16 protein-coding genes, 1 tRNA gene and 1 pseudogene are annotated in these 17,041 nt (G+C 60.9%); 8 read left to right on the top strand and 10 right to left on the bottom strand.

Going from position 1 to position 17,041, the window contains the following annotated elements:
• The 3 genes and pseudogenes from FEM01_RS21870 to FEM01_RS21880 all read left to right on the top strand — a co-directional run.
• Positions 1-940, top strand: a pseudogene (locus FEM01_RS21870) (T6SS effector BTH_I2691 family protein); the annotation flags it as partial.
• 2 nt (positions 941-942) lie between these two features.
• On the top strand, positions 943-1,836 hold the full coding sequence (locus tag FEM01_RS21875; protein WP_138221544.1) for a DUF6708 domain-containing protein: 894 nt from the start codon (positions 943-945) through the stop codon (positions 1,834-1,836).
• Positions 1,837-2,166: 330 nt separating this feature from the next.
• Complete coding sequence (locus FEM01_RS21880; protein WP_138221594.1) at positions 2,167-2,424, top strand: PAAR domain-containing protein; 258 nt, start codon at positions 2,167-2,169, stop codon at positions 2,422-2,424.
• 103 nt (positions 2,425-2,527) lie between these two features.
• Here the strand turns inward: FEM01_RS21880 and FEM01_RS21885 are convergent.
• From FEM01_RS21885 to FEM01_RS21910, 6 genes are all read right to left on the bottom strand, one after another.
• Positions 2,528-2,603, bottom strand: a tRNA-Gly gene (locus FEM01_RS21885).
• 63 nt (positions 2,604-2,666) lie between these two features.
• On the bottom strand, positions 2,667-3,227 hold the full coding sequence (gene pgsA / locus FEM01_RS21890) for a CDP-diacylglycerol--glycerol-3-phosphate 3-phosphatidyltransferase (protein WP_011534581.1): 561 nt from the start codon (positions 3,225-3,227) through the stop codon (positions 2,667-2,669).
• 32 nt (positions 3,228-3,259) lie between these two features.
• The gene (gene uvrC, locus FEM01_RS21895; RefSeq protein WP_138221545.1) at positions 3,260-5,083 is read right to left on the bottom strand and encodes an excinuclease ABC subunit UvrC; all 1,824 of its coding nucleotides are present in this window, start codon (positions 5,081-5,083) and stop codon (positions 3,260-3,262) included.
• 10 nt (positions 5,084-5,093) lie between these two features.
• A complete protein-coding gene (gacA, locus tag FEM01_RS21900) occupies positions 5,094-5,732 on the bottom strand; it encodes a response regulator transcription factor GacA (protein WP_138221546.1) in 639 nt (212 codons plus the stop codon).
• 144 nt (positions 5,733-5,876) lie between these two features.
• Entirely contained in the window at positions 5,877-6,254 is a 378-nt protein-coding gene (locus FEM01_RS21905) for a helix-turn-helix domain-containing protein (RefSeq protein WP_138221547.1), read from the bottom strand.
• Between the two features lie 132 nt (positions 6,255-6,386).
• On the bottom strand, positions 6,387-6,818 hold the full coding sequence (locus FEM01_RS21910) for a GNAT family N-acetyltransferase (protein WP_138221548.1): 432 nt from the start codon (positions 6,816-6,818) through the stop codon (positions 6,387-6,389).
• A gap of 136 nt (positions 6,819-6,954) precedes the next feature.
• On the opposite strand from FEM01_RS21910, the gene FEM01_RS21915 reads away from it, so the two are divergent.
• On the top strand, positions 6,955-8,571 hold the full coding sequence (locus FEM01_RS21915) for an inorganic phosphate transporter (protein ID WP_138221549.1): 1,617 nt from the start codon (positions 6,955-6,957) through the stop codon (positions 8,569-8,571).
• Positions 8,572-8,589: 18 nt separating this feature from the next.
• Here the strand turns inward: FEM01_RS21915 and FEM01_RS21920 are convergent, their stop codons facing one another.
• From FEM01_RS21920 to FEM01_RS21930, 3 genes are all read right to left on the bottom strand, one after another.
• Positions 8,590-9,285 carry a glutathione S-transferase N-terminal domain-containing protein gene (locus FEM01_RS21920; RefSeq protein ID WP_138221550.1) on the bottom strand — a complete coding sequence of 232 codons (696 nt, stop codon included), beginning with the start codon at positions 9,283-9,285 and terminating at the stop codon, positions 8,590-8,592.
• Complete coding sequence (locus tag FEM01_RS21925; RefSeq protein WP_138221551.1) at positions 9,282-9,833, bottom strand: GNAT family N-acetyltransferase; 552 nt, start codon at positions 9,831-9,833, stop codon at positions 9,282-9,284. Before FEM01_RS21925 ends, FEM01_RS21920 begins: the two co-directional genes overlap by 4 nt.
• A gap of 131 nt (positions 9,834-9,964) precedes the next feature.
• Positions 9,965-11,347: an amino acid permease gene (locus tag FEM01_RS21930; protein WP_138221552.1), complete on the bottom strand. Its 1,383-nt coding sequence runs from the start codon at positions 11,345-11,347 to the stop codon at positions 9,965-9,967.
• A gap of 257 nt (positions 11,348-11,604) precedes the next feature.
• Here FEM01_RS21930 and gcvA point away from each other — a divergent pair, with 257 nt between their 5' ends.
• Positions 11,605-12,501: a transcriptional regulator GcvA gene (gene gcvA / locus FEM01_RS21935; RefSeq protein ID WP_138221553.1), complete on the top strand. Its 897-nt coding sequence runs from the start codon at positions 11,605-11,607 to the stop codon at positions 12,499-12,501.
• A gap of 140 nt (positions 12,502-12,641) precedes the next feature.
• Complete coding sequence (locus FEM01_RS21940) at positions 12,642-13,892, top strand: 2-aminoadipate transaminase (protein ID WP_138221554.1); 1,251 nt, start codon at positions 12,642-12,644, stop codon at positions 13,890-13,892.
• A 5-nt stretch (positions 13,893-13,897) separates the two neighbouring features.
• Here FEM01_RS21940 and FEM01_RS21945 read toward each other — a convergent pair whose 3' ends face one another.
• Positions 13,898-14,200 carry a hypothetical protein gene (locus FEM01_RS21945; RefSeq protein WP_138221555.1) on the bottom strand — a complete coding sequence of 101 codons (303 nt, stop codon included), beginning with the start codon at positions 14,198-14,200 and terminating at the stop codon, positions 13,898-13,900.
• Between the two features lie 203 nt (positions 14,201-14,403).
• Between FEM01_RS21945 and FEM01_RS21950 the strand changes: the two genes are divergently transcribed.
• A complete protein-coding gene (locus FEM01_RS21950; protein WP_138221556.1) occupies positions 14,404-14,832 on the top strand; it encodes a hypothetical protein in 429 nt (142 codons plus the stop codon).
• An 83-nt stretch (positions 14,833-14,915) separates the two neighbouring features.
• Entirely contained in the window at positions 14,916-17,027 is a 2,112-nt protein-coding gene (gene fusA, locus FEM01_RS21955) for an elongation factor G (protein WP_138221557.1), read from the top strand.
• Positions 17,028-17,041: the final 14 nt, after the last annotated feature.

Here is a 17,041-nt window from a genome sequence, read left to right on the forward strand (position 1 = left end):
GGCTACGCAGAAGGCCGTGATGCTGAGATTGAGTTCGACGGCACCGGGGATGGGGTTTGGTAATGGAGTGGTCAAGTTCTTAAGCAGTAATCTATTTGCGCGTTTAGCGGGATATCCTGCAATTATTTTTAGCCTAATCTCAGATGGCTCAAAGGCATTTCGCCAGTACAATAACGGTAATTTTACTACCGCTGTTTATACAGCTAGTGGCGGACTCACCATGGCCGCTGGTTCTGTGGTCGCACTTGAGGGAGGGCTCGCAGTAGCGGGAGCTACGTCAGTCGTGCCCTTTGCCGGGTGGGCCGCAGCTGGACTAGTGCTTTTAGGAATAGCGATTATCGGCGGAGGTTTATACCTCCACGCTCAGGCACATGCGCACCTGCACTCCCCTATTGAGTTGTGGGCAGCGCGGAGCATTTTCGGCAATCGTAAAAACGATGGAGAGGCGCGCTCCGAGATCACTCTAGATCATGAAAAAAAACTTCCTCCATTTCTCTCGTTGCAAGACGAACTTAAAGCCTGGCACGATGAGCATTACGGGCCAAGCTTGATATCCGCAGAAGAGGCGCAATCCTTTGGTATAACCGGGATAGGCAGTGGCTGGCAGGAAAATAATTATTGGGCACCAGCAAATTGGACCGCCATCACCCATAACGAAGTCACCACCACACCACCCACCGTGGAACTCACAGTATTCCTACCGGGTTTCATCGTAGGCACAAGCGAATGGTCAGGCAGCTTGAGCAGCCTTCGTGAAGACGGAGAAATGGTTGTTTTCCCACTTGCCGCTGCTTGTTACGTTGTAGGCGCCGGCTTAATTCTGAATTTCAAGAACACGATAGACAATCAAAATCATACCTCACTGCATTTAGCCTACAGCCCAAACCAAGGCTTAAATGAAAAAAATGAGATTAATTCAATTTTTCGTCTCGAGCACTAATCATGGCAGTTATATGGACATTTGACACAAGATCAAAAACCGGTTACAAACCTGCAGTCACTGGACAACTACTAAACTCGCAGGAAAATATTTTATCTTTAAGAAATCCCTGGGTGAAAGATTCCGCATTTATGGGGAAGCTGTATACCGCACTGATCATCGGGGCTATGATTGGTATTTATCCGGGCTTCTTTACTATTGAGATATCAAATTTTCACGCCCAAGACATGGCCTTCATTGCTATAATGTTGCTCATGCCATTCATTTTTCTCCCCTTCCTGATTTACCGAATCCATTTCATAAAAAATCTTTCCGGCTTTTATTTCAACCGCGCAACCCAAAAAATATATTATCAGCGCTGCAAAAAACTCATAATCTTTGATTGGAATAAGGTACATGGCGGCGTATTTAAGCGCACAGAATTTGGTGGCTCATCCTTCAGCACCAGCTATGCACTCGCCTTCGCCCCACCTAGAGAGGATGGCAGCCTGCACCAGAAAGATTGCTTATGGGTCGACAGCAACGAACCCACAGAATCCGACATCAAACACGTCGCCGAAGTCTGGGAATACCTTCGTCAGTTCATGAACCAAGGCTCAGCCAAACTCCCTCCTCCCGGCGAACCCAACTGGTGGCACCGACCACTTCATGCCATCTGCCTGACCCCGGCAGAAGCCTGGCGCCATTACGCCCCCTGGCGAACCGGCGAGCCCGGAGAAATGCAGGGCAAAAAAAACTGGCAACTGCCGTTCTGGGCCGTGTTGTTCCCCTACAACATCGGCCTCGCCCTCTGCTGGTATGGCGTATGTCGACTCTTCAATGTCCGGGCAGCACCGCCGCCGCCAGAGGCCTTCGAGCAAGCCCCTATTCAACCCAAAAAAGGAAAGCGCAAATGAAGCCCATCGTACTCGTAGGCCATCGTCATACTTGCCCTATCCATGGCGAAGGCACAGTAGAAACGGGCNAGTGCTGTTTCCCTACAACATCGGCCTCGCCCTCTGCTGGTATGGCGTATGTCGACTCTTCAATGTCCGGGCAGCACCGCCGCCGCCAGAGGCCTTCGAGCAAGCCCCTATTCAACCCAAAAAAGGAAAGCGCAAATGAAGCCCATCGTACTCGTAGGCCATCGTCATACTTGCCCTATCCATGGCGAAGGCACAGTAGAAACGGGCGCAAGCGCAGCATTCGTGGATGGCNNNTATTCAACCCAAAAAAGGAAAGCGCAAATGAAGCCCATCGTACTCGTAGGCCATCGTCATACTTGCCCTATCCATGGCGAAGGCACAGTAGAAACGGGCGCAAGCGCAGCATTCGTGGATGGCAGGGCAATAGCACGCGTCGGCGACCGGATCAGTTGTGGCGCTGTCATCGAAGCCGGTGCTGGCGGCACGATCATCGAGGGCCAACCGGCGGCAAGGGAGGGAGACACCACCAGCCATGGCGGAACCTTGGTCGAGGGCGACTCGGGTTGGCTGATTGATTGACAGCAAAACCGGCAAACGACTTTGACACGAGAACGAAAAAAGACGCCGAAGCGTCTTTTTTCGAGGGCTCAAAGAATTTCGTAGAAATCTGTGAGCCAATATTTGGAGCGGGAAACGAGACTCGAACTCGCGACCCCGACCTTGGCAAGGTCGTGCTCTACCAACTGAGCTATTCCCGCGTCGTGATGGGCGCCATTCTAAAGCATTGCGCAATGGCGTCAACCCCTTGATTCAAAAAACTTTTATTTCTGCTCCGAGCCTTCGCGCAGGTGCGGCCAGGCAGCCAGCAGGTAGTGCACCATTGACACCAGCGTCAGCCCCGCCGCCACCAGCAGCAGGCCATAGCCCAGCACCACCCAGAACGTCAGCACCGGCGGGTTGGCCAGTAGGATCACCAGCGCCAGCATCTGCGCCGCAGTCTTCCACTTGCCCAGGTTGGACACCGCCACGTGCGCACGCGCGCCGAGTTCGGCCATCCACTCGCGCAGCGCCGAAACCACGATCTCACGGCCAATGATCACCGCTGCGGGCAACGTGAGCCAGAAGTTGGCGTGCACTTGCACCAGCAACACCAAGGCCACGGCAACCATCAGCTTGTCCGCTACGGGATCGAGGAAGGCGCCGAACGGCGTGCTCTGCTGCAACCGACGGGCCAGGTAGCCGTCCAGCCAATCCGTGGCGGCGGCGATGGCGAACACCGTGCTGGCGGCCATGTAGCTCCAGTGATAGGGCACATAGAACAGCAGGATGAAGATCGGGATGAGCAGGACGCGTAGAACGGTGAGCAGGTTTGGAATATTCATCGGTACGACTGGCTGCGAGTTGAACAGGCATTCTACTCGCTATGCAGGCTCGCATAAATCGACTCGGCAAGCTTTTTACTGATGCCCGGCGCTTTGGCGATTTCGTCGATACTGGCGCGGTTGAGCTCTTGCAACCCGCCGAAGTGTTTCAGCAAGTCACGCCGACGCTTGGGTCCTATCCCAGCTACATCCTCCAGACTTGACGTACGGCGGGCCTTGCCACGCCGAGCGCGGTGGCCGGTGATAGCAAAGCGGTGAGCCTCGTCGCGGATCTGCTGGATCAGGTGCAGCGCGGGGTTGTCGCCCTTGAGAGTGAATTCATGGGCAACATCGTTCAGGTACAGCGTCTCGAAACCGGCCTTGCGCGTTACGCCCTTGGCCACGCCCAGCAATGTAAGGTCCGCGAAACCCAGCGCCTGCATGACCTCACGGGCCATGTTCAACTGGCCCTTGCCGCCGTCCACCAACAGCACATCTGGCAGCTTGCCCTCACCGTCCTTGATGCGTCCGTAACGGCGCTGCAAGGCCTGGTGCATGGCAGCGTAGTCGTCGCCAGCGGTAACACCTTCGATGTTGAAGCGCCGGTAGTCGGACTTGAGCGGCCCTTCCGGACCGAACACCACGCAGGAGGCCACGGTGGCCTCGCCGCTTGAGTGGCTGATGTCGTAGCACTCCAGGCGCTGGGGTACTTCATCCAGCTCCAGTACCTGGGCCAGGGCCTCGAAACGCGCGGCCATGTGCTGGCGGTTGGCAAGGCGCGCGTTGAGCGCCTGCTCGGCGTTGGTCACGGCCAGTTGCTGCCAGCGCGCACGGGTGCCGCGTACCCTGTGGCTGATGGCAAGTTCCCAGCCGCGCAGGGCGTGCACCGCCTCGATGATGGCCTCGAAGTCTTCATGTACCACGTTGACGATCAGTTCGCCCGGCAGCTCGCGCTCGCCATTGCCCAGGTAATACTGGGACAGGAATGCCGCCATAACCTCGGCCACCTCTTCCTCGATACCCACCTGCGGAAAGAAGTTCTTGCTCCCCAGCACCCGACCGCCGCGTACGCTGATCAGGTGCACACAGGCGCCACCGGGGTTGACGAACGCTGCCACCACATCGACATCGCCCGAGCCGCCTTCCATGTACTGCTGGTCCTGCACCCGACGCAGCAGGGCGACCTGATCACGCAGCTCCGCGGCCTTCTCGAAATTCAAGGCCATGGCAGCTGTTTCCATCTCAGCGTTGAGTTCGTTGCCCAGCTGCTGGCTACGGCCTTCGAGGAACATCACCGAATGGCGCACATCCTCGGCATACTCGCCGGACTCCACCAAGCCCACGCACGGCGCCTTGCAGCGCTTGATCTGGTATTGCAGGCACGGGCGGGTGCGGTTGGCGTAGTAGCTGTCCTCGCACTGGCGTACCGAAAAGGCTTTTTGCAGCAGGCTCAAGCTCTCGCGAATGGCGCCCGCACTCGGGTAAGGGCCAAAGTAACGACCCTTGGCCTTCTTGGGGCCACGATGGATGCCAAGGCGTGGGTAGTCTCCGTCAGAAAGAAACACGTACGGGTAGGACTTATCGTCACGCAGCAGGATGTTGTAGGGCGGACGCCACTCCTTGATCAGCGTCTGCTCAAGCAGTAGCGCTTCGGTCTCGTTGGCGGTGATCGTGGTTTCGACCTGGGCAATGCGCCCCACCAGCGCAGCGGTCTTGGGCGCAAGGCCAGTCTTGCGAAAGTAGCTGGCCAGGCGCTTTTTGAGGTTCTTGGCCTTGCCCACGTAAAGCAGGCGAGCGTCGGCATCGAACATCCGGTACACGCCCGGGCGGCCGCTGCAGGTGGCCAGGAACGCGCTGGCATCGAAAGTGTGTGACATGGGGGTTTGCTTAAAGACTTGCGTCGACCATACCGTGGCGGACAGCCAGCAAGGTCAGTTCGACGTCGCTGGTGACCGAGAGTTTTTCGAAAATCCGATAACGGTAAGTATTGACGGTCTTGGGCGACAGACACAACTTGTCAGAGATGATCTGCACTTTCTGACAGCCGACGATCATCAGCGCGATCTGGATTTCCCGTTCCGACAAGGCATCGAATGGCGAGCCCTGCGGCTGGAACGGCTTGAGCGCCAACTGCTGGGCGATCTGCGGGCTGATGTAACGTTGCCCGGCGAAGGCCAGACGGATGGCCTGGACCATCTCGTCAAGCCCTGCGCCCTTGGTCAGGTAACCGGCAGCACCGGCTTGCAGCAAGCGCGTGGGGAACGGATCTTCCTCGCACACTGTCACTGCCACCACCTTGATATCCGGGTGGCTGCGCAACAATTTGCGGGTTGCTTCCAGACCACCAATCCCTGGCATCTTCACGTCCATCAAGACCACATCTGGCTTCAGCTCGCGGGCAAGCTTGAGGGCCGACTCGCCCGAGTCCGCCTCCCCCACTACCTGCAGGCCATCAATGTCGGCCAGCATGCGCGTGATGCCTGTACGCACCAGATCGTGATCGTCGACCACCAGGACCCTTATCAAGCAGACACCTCGTCAGTGGGGGCGATTGGATCCCGCCACCTTAACAAAAAATTTCACCGGCAACCTAGTGGCCAGCGCGGTTAATTCCGCCGCTCAAGCACCGGCCCTCATAGACCAGCCGGCGAAATCCGACGGGGGTAGACCTCACTGAAATGCCGCCGCACGCTCGAAGCGCCGAATACGCGGGGGTTGATCGGCATCCGCCTCGCCGGCCAGGCGGCTGAGCAAGTGCCAGACGGCAGCCTGATCGGCATCCGGCAACCGGCGGAATGCACCGAGCAGGTGATCCTCTTCGGCGCTCAGGCTGTCCAGTGGCGCGGGCGTGTGAAAACCGGTCAGCACGTACAAGGCATCGACACCGCGGGCCGCGACAGCCGCCAGGTAATCCATACGCGGCGTACGTTCGCCACTTTCGTACTTGCCTTGGGCATTGGGCTCGACACCACCGATGTCGCCGAACACGCGCTGGGTCAAGCCAAGGCGCTCACGCTCTTCCCGCAAACGTGGACCAAATCCGCTCATCTACTCGCCTCCTCTGCTTGGATGAATCCCGGGTGCATCCAGCACCCGAGTGAATGACTGATCAGTCGTCTGCACTATGCCAATTGGATCCAATCCTTGCAAGCCGTCATTGCGCCATGCTGCCGGCGCCGATCAAAGGACATTGCGCTGCATCCTTACGAAACACTCATCCTCGCCCTGTGCGACAAAACCATGTCGCAGGTACAACTGCCGCGCGGGGTTGGTGCGAAACACCATCAAACGCACGCCCGGCAAGCGGCGCTGGACTGCCCAAGCGGCGAGCGTCTCGAGCACCCAGCCGCCGACACCCCGCCCGCGGTGCTCCGGCAGCAGGTGCAACTCGCGAATGAACAGTGCCTGGCGGTCTTGGCTCAGGCTGCAAAAGCCCAGCTTGACGCCATCCTCGGCCACCAGCCACTGCTCACGCCAGCGCCAGGCCTCGTCGAACGCCTCCTCGATCCACAGCAAATCGAACGCATGGTAGTAAGGCAACATCGCGCGCCGCGTGAGGTCGCGGGCGAAGCGCAGGTCATCATCGCTGGCAGGGATAAGTTCAAGGGGCATGGCACACCGACAGGTATCGTGGCGATCATTCACTGCCTTCTAGACTAGAAGTCCTTTGACCGAGGTCACGCCGTGGAAACGAATTGTTTCTAGGATGGGAAACCTCCCCCATCGCGTCGACGCCTTCGGAGCCCGCATGACAACCCCCTCGATGGTCAGCCCGGATAGCCTGACCCCATTCGACGCTCTCCCACAGCTGTCACAACGCCCCAGCCGCGCCACCCTTGTTCTGTTCTTCAGCCTGCTGCTGGCCGGCCTGACCTACACTTTCTACAGCCTGCAACAAGACGTCAGCGCCAGCGGCACCCTGGTCACCACGGTAACGCCGTTTCTACTACTGGGCCTGGCACTGCTGATCGCCTTGGGCTTCGAGTTCGTCAACGGCTTCCACGACACTGCCAACGCGGTGGCCACGGTGATCTACACCCATTCGCTGCCGGCCTCGGTGGCGGTGGTGTGGTCGGGGCTGTGCAACTTTCTTGGCGTGCTGCTCTCCAGTGGCGCGGTGGCCTTCGGCATCATTGCCTTGCTGCCAGTGGAGCTGATCCTGCAGGCCGGCTCCAGTGCAGGCTTCGCCATGATCTTCTCGCTGCTGCTGGCGGCGATCATCTGGAACCTGGGGACCTGGTGGCTGGGTCTGCCGGCGTCGTCCTCGCACACCTTGATCGGCTCGATTATTGGCGTGGGCGTGGCCAACGCGCTGATGCATGGGCGCGACGGCACCAGCGGGGTCGACTGGGGCCAGGCCAGCAAGGTCGGCTACGCCCTGCTGTTCTCGCCGCTGATCGGTTTCGTTTGCGCGGCCCTGCTGTTGCTGGCGCTGCGCGCACTGGTCAAGCGCCGCGAGCTGTACCGGGCGCCCGAAGGCCAGACTCCGCCGCCGTGGTGGATTCGCGGCCTGCTCATCCTGACCTGTACCGGCGTGTCGTTCGCCCACGGTTCCAACGACGGACAAAAAGGCATGGGCCTGATCATGCTGATCCTGGTCGGCACCCTGCCGATGGCCTATGCCCTGAACAAGACCATGCCCAACGAGCAGGCGCTGCAATTCTCGGCAGTCGCCGAAGTCACCCGCCAGGCCCTGGTGCGCAGCGCGCCGCAACCTGCGCCGGCCGACCCACGCCAGACCCTGACCGACTTCATCAGCGAACCCAAGGCCAGCCCGGCGTTGATACCGGCACTGGCGGCGCTGACCGGCATGGTCGGCGAGGAGGTCAAGGGCTATGGCTCGCTCAAGCGCGTGCCGGCCGAAGCCATGGCCAACGTGCGCAACGACATGTACCTGACCAGCGAAGTAATCCGCCTGCTCGACAAGCACCAGTTGGCAAGCTTCGACGCCGATACCGCCCGCCATGTGCAACTGTTCAAACGCCAGCTCGACGATGCCACCCGCTACATTCCGCTGTGGGTCAAGGTAGCGGTGGCCATTGCCTTGGGCCTGGGCACCATGGTCGGTTGGAAACGCATCGTGGTGACCGTCGGTGAGAAGATAGGCAAGACCCACCTGAGCTATGCCCAAGGCGCCTCGGCAGAGGTGGTGGCGATGTGCACGATTGGTGCGGCGGACATGTTCGGGCTGCCGGTATCGACCACCCACGTGCTCAGTTCGGGAGTGGCCGGGGCCATGGTCGCCAATGGCTCGGGGCTGCAACGCCGCACCCTGATCAATCTGCTGATGGCCTGGGTGCTGACGTTGCCTGCGGCGATGCTGCTGGCGGGGTGCCTGTACTGGCTGCTCAACCAGGTTTTCTGACCGGCACTAGTGGCCTGTTCAAGCGGGGATCTGCAAACCCCGCTGCACCGCCGGACGGGCCAGGAAGTTCGCCAATACCCGCTGCACTTCGACGAACTCATCGAAACCCACCAGATCCCCAGCGTCATAGCGCTCCACAAGGTTGCGCACCCAGGGGAAGATGGCGATATCGGCGATGCTGTAGTCATCGACCATCCATTGCCGGCCCTTCAGGTGGCGCTCCAACACGCCCAGCAAGCGCTTGGACTCGTTGACGTAGCGATCACGCGGGCGTTTGTCCTCGTAGGCCTTGCCGGCGAAGAAGTGGAAGAACCCGACCTGGCCGAACATCGGCCCGATGCCGCCCATCTGGAACATCAGCCACTGCAAGGTCTGGTAGCGCTGGGCCGGGTCGCTGCTGAGCAATTGGCCGGTCTTTTCCGCCAAGTACTGCAGGATCGCGCCCGATTCGAACAAGGGCAACGGCTGACCGCCCGGTCCGGCCGGGTCGAGAATCGCCGGGATCTTGTTGTTGATACTCAGCGAGATGAATTCGGGGCTGAGCTGGTCATTGCTGTCGAAGCTGACCTTGTGCGCCTCGTACGGCAGGCCGATCTCTTCGAGCATGATCGACACCTTGACTCCGTTGGGGGTCGGCAACGAATACAGTTGCAGGCGCTCTGGGTGCTGCGCCGGCCATTTGCCAGTAATCGGGAAAGCAGACAGATCAGTCATGTGCATGCCTTGGCAGTGGAAAGGGTTGCGGGATCAGGAGCAAGCGAGCTACGCACCATCACCCAGTCGCGGTGCCGTTCGTCACCGCAGGTAAAGACCGCCTCGCCGACCTTGGCAAAGCCGTTGCGCTGGTAAAAGCGAATGGCGCGGGCGTTCGCTTCATTGACGGTCAGTCGCACCGGCCCGTGGGCCTGGGCCAAGGTCGCCTCCAGCAACTGCTGCGCCGCACCCTGCCCATGGGCGCAGGGCAACACGTAGCAACGCGAGACCTCAACCAAACGGTCGGCGGCGGCGACCCCCAGCACACCAGGGGCCAGGTCGAGCATGCTGTAGCCAAGCACCTGGCCGCCCTGTTCGAGCACAAGCAAGCGCTTGTGCGGATGCCGCAGGTGCGCCTGGAAATGCTCGGGCTGCAAGTGATGAACAATGTAGTGATGCTGCGCCGCCGCCGCGCTGCCAGGTGGGCTGGCCATGGCAAAAGTGGCCTCACCGACCTGGCTGAGGGCTGCGCAGTCATCGAAGCGGGCCGGGCGGATCTGGTAAGGCATGGCAACGTCCTGTCGGGCATCCGGGGGTGTGCCCCGACAATGCCAGCCCCGTCCGATGCCTGCAAGGCTGCACTGCCTGCACGCAAAAAGCCCATGAGCAAGTCATGGGCTTTGGGTCTTGGGCCTGGGGCTCAGGCCGCTTGCACGACCGGCACCTTGCCACGCCGGGTCAATGCTACCAGCAGGATGAACAGGGTCACCCCCGCAGTCATCAGCGTCTCGTAGCGATAGGCATCGCTGAACAACATGTAGCCCAGGACCATGACGATGGTGCCAATCACCAGCCAGGTCAGCCATGGGAACAGCCACATCTTGAGTTCCGGCGTACGCCCTTCACGCTCGGCACGCGCCCGCATGCGCAACTGCGACACGGCGATCACCAGGTAGACCAGCAGGGCGATGGCGCCCGTAGTCGAGAGCAGGAAGCCGAATACCTTGCCAGGTAGAACGTAGTTGACCAGGCAACCGGCAAAACCTGCGAAAGTGGAGAGGATCACCGCCACGGTCGGCACGCCGGCACCGGAGATACGCTTGGTCATGCTCAGTGCCTGGCCACGTGCGCCCAGCGAATAGAGCATCCGCGAGGCCGTATAGAGCCCGGAGTTCATGCAGCTGGTCACGGCCACCAGCACCACGATGTCCACCAGCAACTTGGCGCCCGGCACGTTGAGCACCTCCAGCACTCGCTGGAACGAACCCACAGCCTTCAGTTGCGGGTCATTCCAAGCGACCAGCGAGACAACCAGGAAGATCGACGCCAAGTAGAAGATCGCGATGCGGTACACCACCAAGTTGGTGGCTCGGCGGATCTTCTCCTTGGGGTTGGCAGTTTCATCAGCGGCGATGGTGACGATCTCGGCACCGAAGAACGAGAAGATGGTGATCAACACGCCGCCCAGCACCGTGCCGAAACCGTTAGGCATGAACCCACCGCTCTCCCACAACCGGCTCACACCGGACACCTCGGCCAACGGCCAGAAGCCGAACACCGCCAGGCTGCAAACCACGATGAAAGCGATGATCGCGACCACCTTCACCAGCGCGAACCAATACTCGAAAGCACCGAAGTTCTTCACGCTCACCAGGTTGGTGCCCGACAGCACGACCATGATCAGGAAGGCGAACAGCCATGAAGGTACAGCAGGGAAGTAAGCATGCAGGATGTCGGCGCCAGCGATGGCCTCGACCGGGATGATCAACACCCAGAACCACCAGTACAGCCAACCGATGGTAAAGCCCGCCCAGGGGCCGATGGCCTCGCTGGCGTAGGTGGAGAACGAGCCGCTGTTGGGGTTGGCGATGGCCATTTCGCCGAGCATGCGCATCACCAGCAGCACCAGCAGGCCGGTCATGGCGTAGGAAATCAGAATCGCCGGGCCGGCGGTGGCGATGGCGTTGGAAGAGCCGATGAACAACCCTGCTCCGATGATGCCGGCGATGGAAATCATCGAGACCTGGCGGGAGGTCAGCCCGTGTTGCAGGGAACGCTGTTTCTTGTTGTGTGGCGATGCCATGGGGAACCCTCTAATGGGTCGGCCGTTTGCAGCAACGGCTGAAAAAGTTGAAGCAGAATGTTGTCAGTCAGAGTCGCTCTTTGTTGTTCTTGTAATACCCGGTTGCGCGGTTGCCCTCCTCTTCGCATGCCCGGTTGAAATCGTTGACGCAGGTCAGTATTAATCTATGAGGCCGGGTCGACAAAACGACCTTTTCGACACACATCATTCCAATAAAGAATGAACTCGTTCCTTTTTTTGCAGGGTTCACCGCCACCATGTCCAAACGCCTGATGCCCTCGACCACCGCCCTGCAATGCTTTGAGGCTGCCGCCCGCCACCTGAGCTTCACCCGTGCAGCGCAAGAGCTGCACCTGACCCAGAGCGCGGTGAGCAAACAGGTGGCGCAGCTCGAAGACATGCTCGCCCACCCGCTGTTCCAGCGCATTCGCAGGCGTTTGCACCTGACGCCGGCCGGCGCGCTGTACCTCACCGAAGTGAACAAGATCCTCACCCAGATCGACATTTCCAGCCGTTACATCCTCAGCTACGGCGACGAGACCGAAGTGCTGCGTATCGCCACCCAGCCGACCTTCGGCGCGCGCTGGCTGGTGCCCAAGCTAAAAGGCTTTGGCGAGCGTCATCCGCGCATCCACCTGGATATCCGTAACGAACTGGAGCCGTTCGACCTGGTGCAGGCCAAAGCCGACATCGCGTTCTTCTTCGGCCAGGGCACCTGGCCTGGGGCCACCTGCATCGAGCTGTTCAGCGAGGAAGTCGTCCCAGTGTGCGCCCCTGAACTGCTGGCCAATCGGCCCTTGCGCAGCGCGCAGATGCTCGGCGAGCACCGCCTACTGCAGTGCGCCTCGCGCCCGGAGGCCTGGCACGAGTGGTTCCTGGGGCTGGGGCTGCATAGCCAGAACAGCTACCACGGGCCACGCTTCGACACGTTCTACCTGTGTATCCGCGCTGCCATCGCCGGTTGCGGCATCGCCCTGATCCCGCGCTACCTGGTGGCCGAAGAGCTGAGCGAGGGCAAGCTAGTGGTGGCCTGGGACCATCCGGTACCGAGCAATGGCCGGCACTTCATGGCCTATGCCGAACATGCCGCCGAAGTCCCCAAGGTCAGGGCCTTCGTACGCTGGATCAGCGAACGGGTGGCTGAGGAAGATTGAGCGGCGTCAGTACGAGCAGGGCTTGCCTGCGCCCTTACATCACGAATCCTGGGAATGATCGTGATCCAATAATTCGTTTGCGGAACATACCCACTGCACGCTTGGATATGAGCCATATTCGAACAACAGGCCGCGTGTAGATGAATCAGGAAAGTATCAGCCAATCCATAGCCATCGTTCACCCGATTACACTTTCCCACGGCCGCAATGCCGAAGTATGGGACACCGATGGCAAACGCTACATCGACTTCGTCGGCGGTATCGGTGTGCTCAATCTGGGCCACTGCAACCCCGCCGTGGTCGAGGCGATCCAGCAACAGGCCGGCCGCCTGACCCACTATGCCTTCAACGCCGCCCCACATGGCCCGTACCTGGCACTGATGGAGCGACTGGCCGCGTTCGTGCCAGTCAACTACCCGCTGGCGGGCATGCTGACCAACAGCGGTGCGGAAGCGGCAGAAAATGCACTGAAGGTCGCACGTGGCGCCACCGGCAAACGCGCCATCATCGCCTTTGACGGCGGTTTCCACGGTCGTACCCTGGCCACCCTAAACCTCAATGGCAAGGTCGCGCCTTACAAGCAGCGCGTCGGTGAATTGCCAGGCCCGGTGTACCACTTGCCCTTCCCCAGCCCTGACACCGGCGTTACCTGCGAACAGGCTCTGAAGGCCATGGACCGGCTGTTCAGCGTCGAACTGGCGGTAGAGGACGTGGCAGCGTTCATCTTCGAGCCGGTGCAAGGCGAAGGCGGCTTCCTGGCCATGGACCCTGCGTTCGCCGAGGCGCTGCGGCGCTTTTGCGACCTGCACGGGATCCTGATCATCATCGACGAAATCCAGTCAGGTTTCGGCCGTACCGGCCAACGCTTCGGCTTCCCGCGACTGGGCATCGAGCCGGACTTGCTGTTGTTGGCCAAGAGCATCGCCGGGGGCATGCCGCTGGGTGCGCTGATGGGCCGCCGAGAGCTGCTGGCGGCCCTGCCCAAAGGTGGCCTGGGCGGCACCTATTCGGGCAACCCGATCGCCTGTGCGGCGGCACTGGCCAGCCTTGCACAGATGACCGACACCCACCTCGCCACCTGGGGCGAGCGCCAGGAACAGGCGATAGTCGCACGCCATGCACGCTGGAAAGTCTCGGGGGCCTGCAAGTACCTGGGACGCCTGACCGGCACCGGCGCGATGCGCGGCATCGAGCTGGTCAATCCAGACGGCAGCCCGGCACCGGCGCAACTGGCCAAAGTGCTAGAGGCCGCGCGGACCCGCGGCTTGCTGCTGATGCCCAGCGGCAAGGCGCGGCACATCATTCGCCTGCTGGCCCCGCTGACCATCGAGGCCGAGGTGCTAGAGGAAGGCCTGGATATCCTCGAGCGCTGCCTGGCGGAACTGGACTGAGGGGCTTACAGCCCCAGCTCTGCCGGGGTGAGCATGTCGCATTCGAAGGCGATCCAGCCGCCTTCGAGTTCGGCATGACCGTTGACGATCGGGCCGTAGTAGGTCAAGCCATTGTCCAGGGTGACGCAGATGTGCGTGGCCGACTTCTCGGGCGCTGCGAGGGTGCCCACGAAATGCACCTTTTTCAGGGTTTCGGTCACCGCCTCCAGGCCAACACGCATGTTCGGGTTTTCCGAGGCCTCGGTGTCACCCCCACGATCTTCGCAGCTGACGGTCACGGTGGCGATGTAGGGGTACTTGTTACTCAAGCGGGTTTACCTCAAGGCATGGGGGCGAAAATTGCCGCTAGGGTACGGCAGAGCGTGGTCGTTGTCTCTAGTGTCCTGCTCGCGAAGCAGGCGCACTCCGGCAAAGGCTTCGAAGACGCCGCGCGGCCAGACCAGCATGGCCTCCACCGCCTCGATCTGTTAGGGTGCCCGCCGATGCACGCCCCACCACGCGAGGACAACGAGTGAGCGCCGAACAACCCCTGATCGCCGACCTGTTCGAGGTCGACAAACGCCTGACCCTCAAGCCTGTCGTGGACTTCAACAGCTATCTGCGCAACGCCTTCGGCGAAGGCCCGTGCCGCTGCCATCGCTGTGTCGAGAACGCCGGCGACGAAAGCACCTACAGCTATCGCCACACCTTCGAACTCGAAGGCCGCACCCTCAACCGCCGCTTCGCCAACAGCGCCGGGAGCGACGTACTGCTGGTGCTGAAGAAAGCCTGGCTGTCGTACACCAAGCACGAGCTGATCACCGTCGGCAGCCTGGACATGACCACCCTCAAGGCCTTTACCGACGCCAGTCTGCACGAGCGCCTGCTGGCCCTGCTGCCCGCCAGCGGCCTGGCCCACGAGACCGACGGCCAGTGGCAATTGCAGGTCCTGGCCGACTGACGGCACGCTGTACGACGCAGCACCACGGCAGGTTTCTCCCGCTCTGCTACCTTGGGAGAACCTTCACCTGCAGGTGACTCGCCATGGCCCGCACCACCCCCATCGAGCTGTACCGCAATATCGGCATCGTCGCCCACGTAGATGCCGGCAAGACCACCACCACCGAGCGGATCCTGTTCTACACCGGGGTCAACCACAAGATGGGCGAAGTGCATGACGGCGCGGCGACCATGGACTGGATGGCCCAGGAGCAAGAGCGCGGCATCACCATCACCTCGGCGGCCACCACAGCGTTCTGGCAAGGTTCGACCAAGCAATTCGCCCACAAGTACCGCTTCAACATCATCGACACCCCAGGCCACGTCGACTTCACCATCGAGGTGGAGCGTTCGCTACGCGTGCTCGACGGCGCGGTGGTGGTGTTCAGTGGCGCCGATGGAGTCGAGCCGCAATCCGAAACGGTGTGGCGCCAGGCCAACAAGTACCACGTGCCACGCCTGGCCTACATCAACAAGATGGACCGCCAGGGCGCGGATTTCCTGCGTGTGGTCAAGCAGATCGACCAGCGCCTGGGCCACCACCCGGTACCTATCCAACTGGCCATCGGCAGCGAGGAACACTTCATCGGCCAGATCGACCTGGTCAAGATGAAGGCCATTTATTGGAACGACGCAGACCAAGGCACCAGTTACCGCGAAGAGGACATCCCTGCCGAGTTGCAGGCCCTGGCCGACGAGTGGCGCGCCCACATGATCGAAGCCGCTGCCGAGGCCAACGACGAACTCACCCTGAAGTTTCTCGACGGCGAAGAGCTGACCGTCGAAGAAATCAAGGCAGCCCTGCGCCAACGCACCATCGCCAACGAGATCGTGCCCACCATCCTCGGCTCGTCGTTCAAGAACAAAGGCGTACCGCTGATGCTCGACGCAGTGATCGACTACCTGCCCGCGCCCTCGGAAATCCCAGCGATCAAGGGCACCGACCCAGACCACGAAGACAAGCACCTGGAGCGCCACGCCGACGACCACGAGCCGTTCTCGGCGCTGGCCTTCAAGATCGCCACCGACCCATTCGTCGGCACCCTCACCTTCGCCCGGGTGTATTCCGGCGTGCTCAGCTCGGGCAATGCCGTGCTCAACTCGGTCAAGGGCAAGAAAGAGCGCATCGGCCGTATGGTGCAGATGCACGCCAACCAGCGCGCCGAGATCAAGGACGTATGTGCCGGCGACATCGCCGCGCTGATTGGCATGAAGGACGTCACCACCGGCGATACCCTGTGCGACATCGATAAGCCGATCATCCTCGAACGCATGGACTTCCCCGACCCGGTGATCTCGGTGGCAGTCGAGCCCAAGACAAAGGCCGACCAGGAAAAGATGGGCATTGCCCTGGGTAAGCTGGCCCAGGAAGACCCGTCGTTTCGCGTGCGCACCGACGAGGAAACCGGCCAGACCATCATCTCCGGCATGGGCGAGCTGCACCTGGACATCATCGTCGACCGCATGCGCCGCGAGTTCAACGTCGAGGCCAATATCGGCAAGCCACAGGTGGCCTACCGCGAGAAGATCCGCAATACCTGCGAAATCGAAGGGCGTTTCGTGCGCCAGTCCGGTGGGCGCGGCCAGTACGGCCACTGCTGGATCCGCTTCGCACCGGGCGACGACGGCAAGGAGGGCCTGGAGTTCGTCAACGAGATCGTCGGCGGCGTAGTGCCGCGCGAGTACATCCCGGCGATCCAGAAAGGCATCGAGGAGCAGATGAAGAACGGCGTGCTGGCCGGCTATCCGCTGATCAACCTGAAAGCTGCGGTGTACGACGGCTCATACCACGACGTCGACTCCAACGAAATGGCCTACAAGATCGCCGCCTCCATGGCCACCAAGCAACTCTCGCAAAAAGGCGGCGCGGTGCTGCTGGAGCCGGTGATGAAGGTCGAGGTAGTCACCCCGGAGGAGTATCAGGGCGATATCCTCGGCGACCTGAGTCGACGCCGCGGCATGATCCAGGATGGCGACGAGACCCCGGCCGGCAAGGTAATCCGCGCCGAGGTGCCGCTGGGTGAAATGTTCGGCTACGCCACCTCGATGCGTTCGATGACCCAAGGCCGAGCCAGCTTCTCGATGGAGTTCACCCGGTACGCCGAGGCACCGGCAAGTATTGCCGATGGCATTGTGAAGAAGAATCGCGGGGAATAGCCTTTCTACTGTAC

The organism is Pseudomonas mosselii (genome assembly GCF_005796105.1).
Classification (GTDB): Bacteria; Pseudomonadota; Gammaproteobacteria; order Pseudomonadales; family Pseudomonadaceae; genus Aquipseudomonas; species Aquipseudomonas mosselii_C.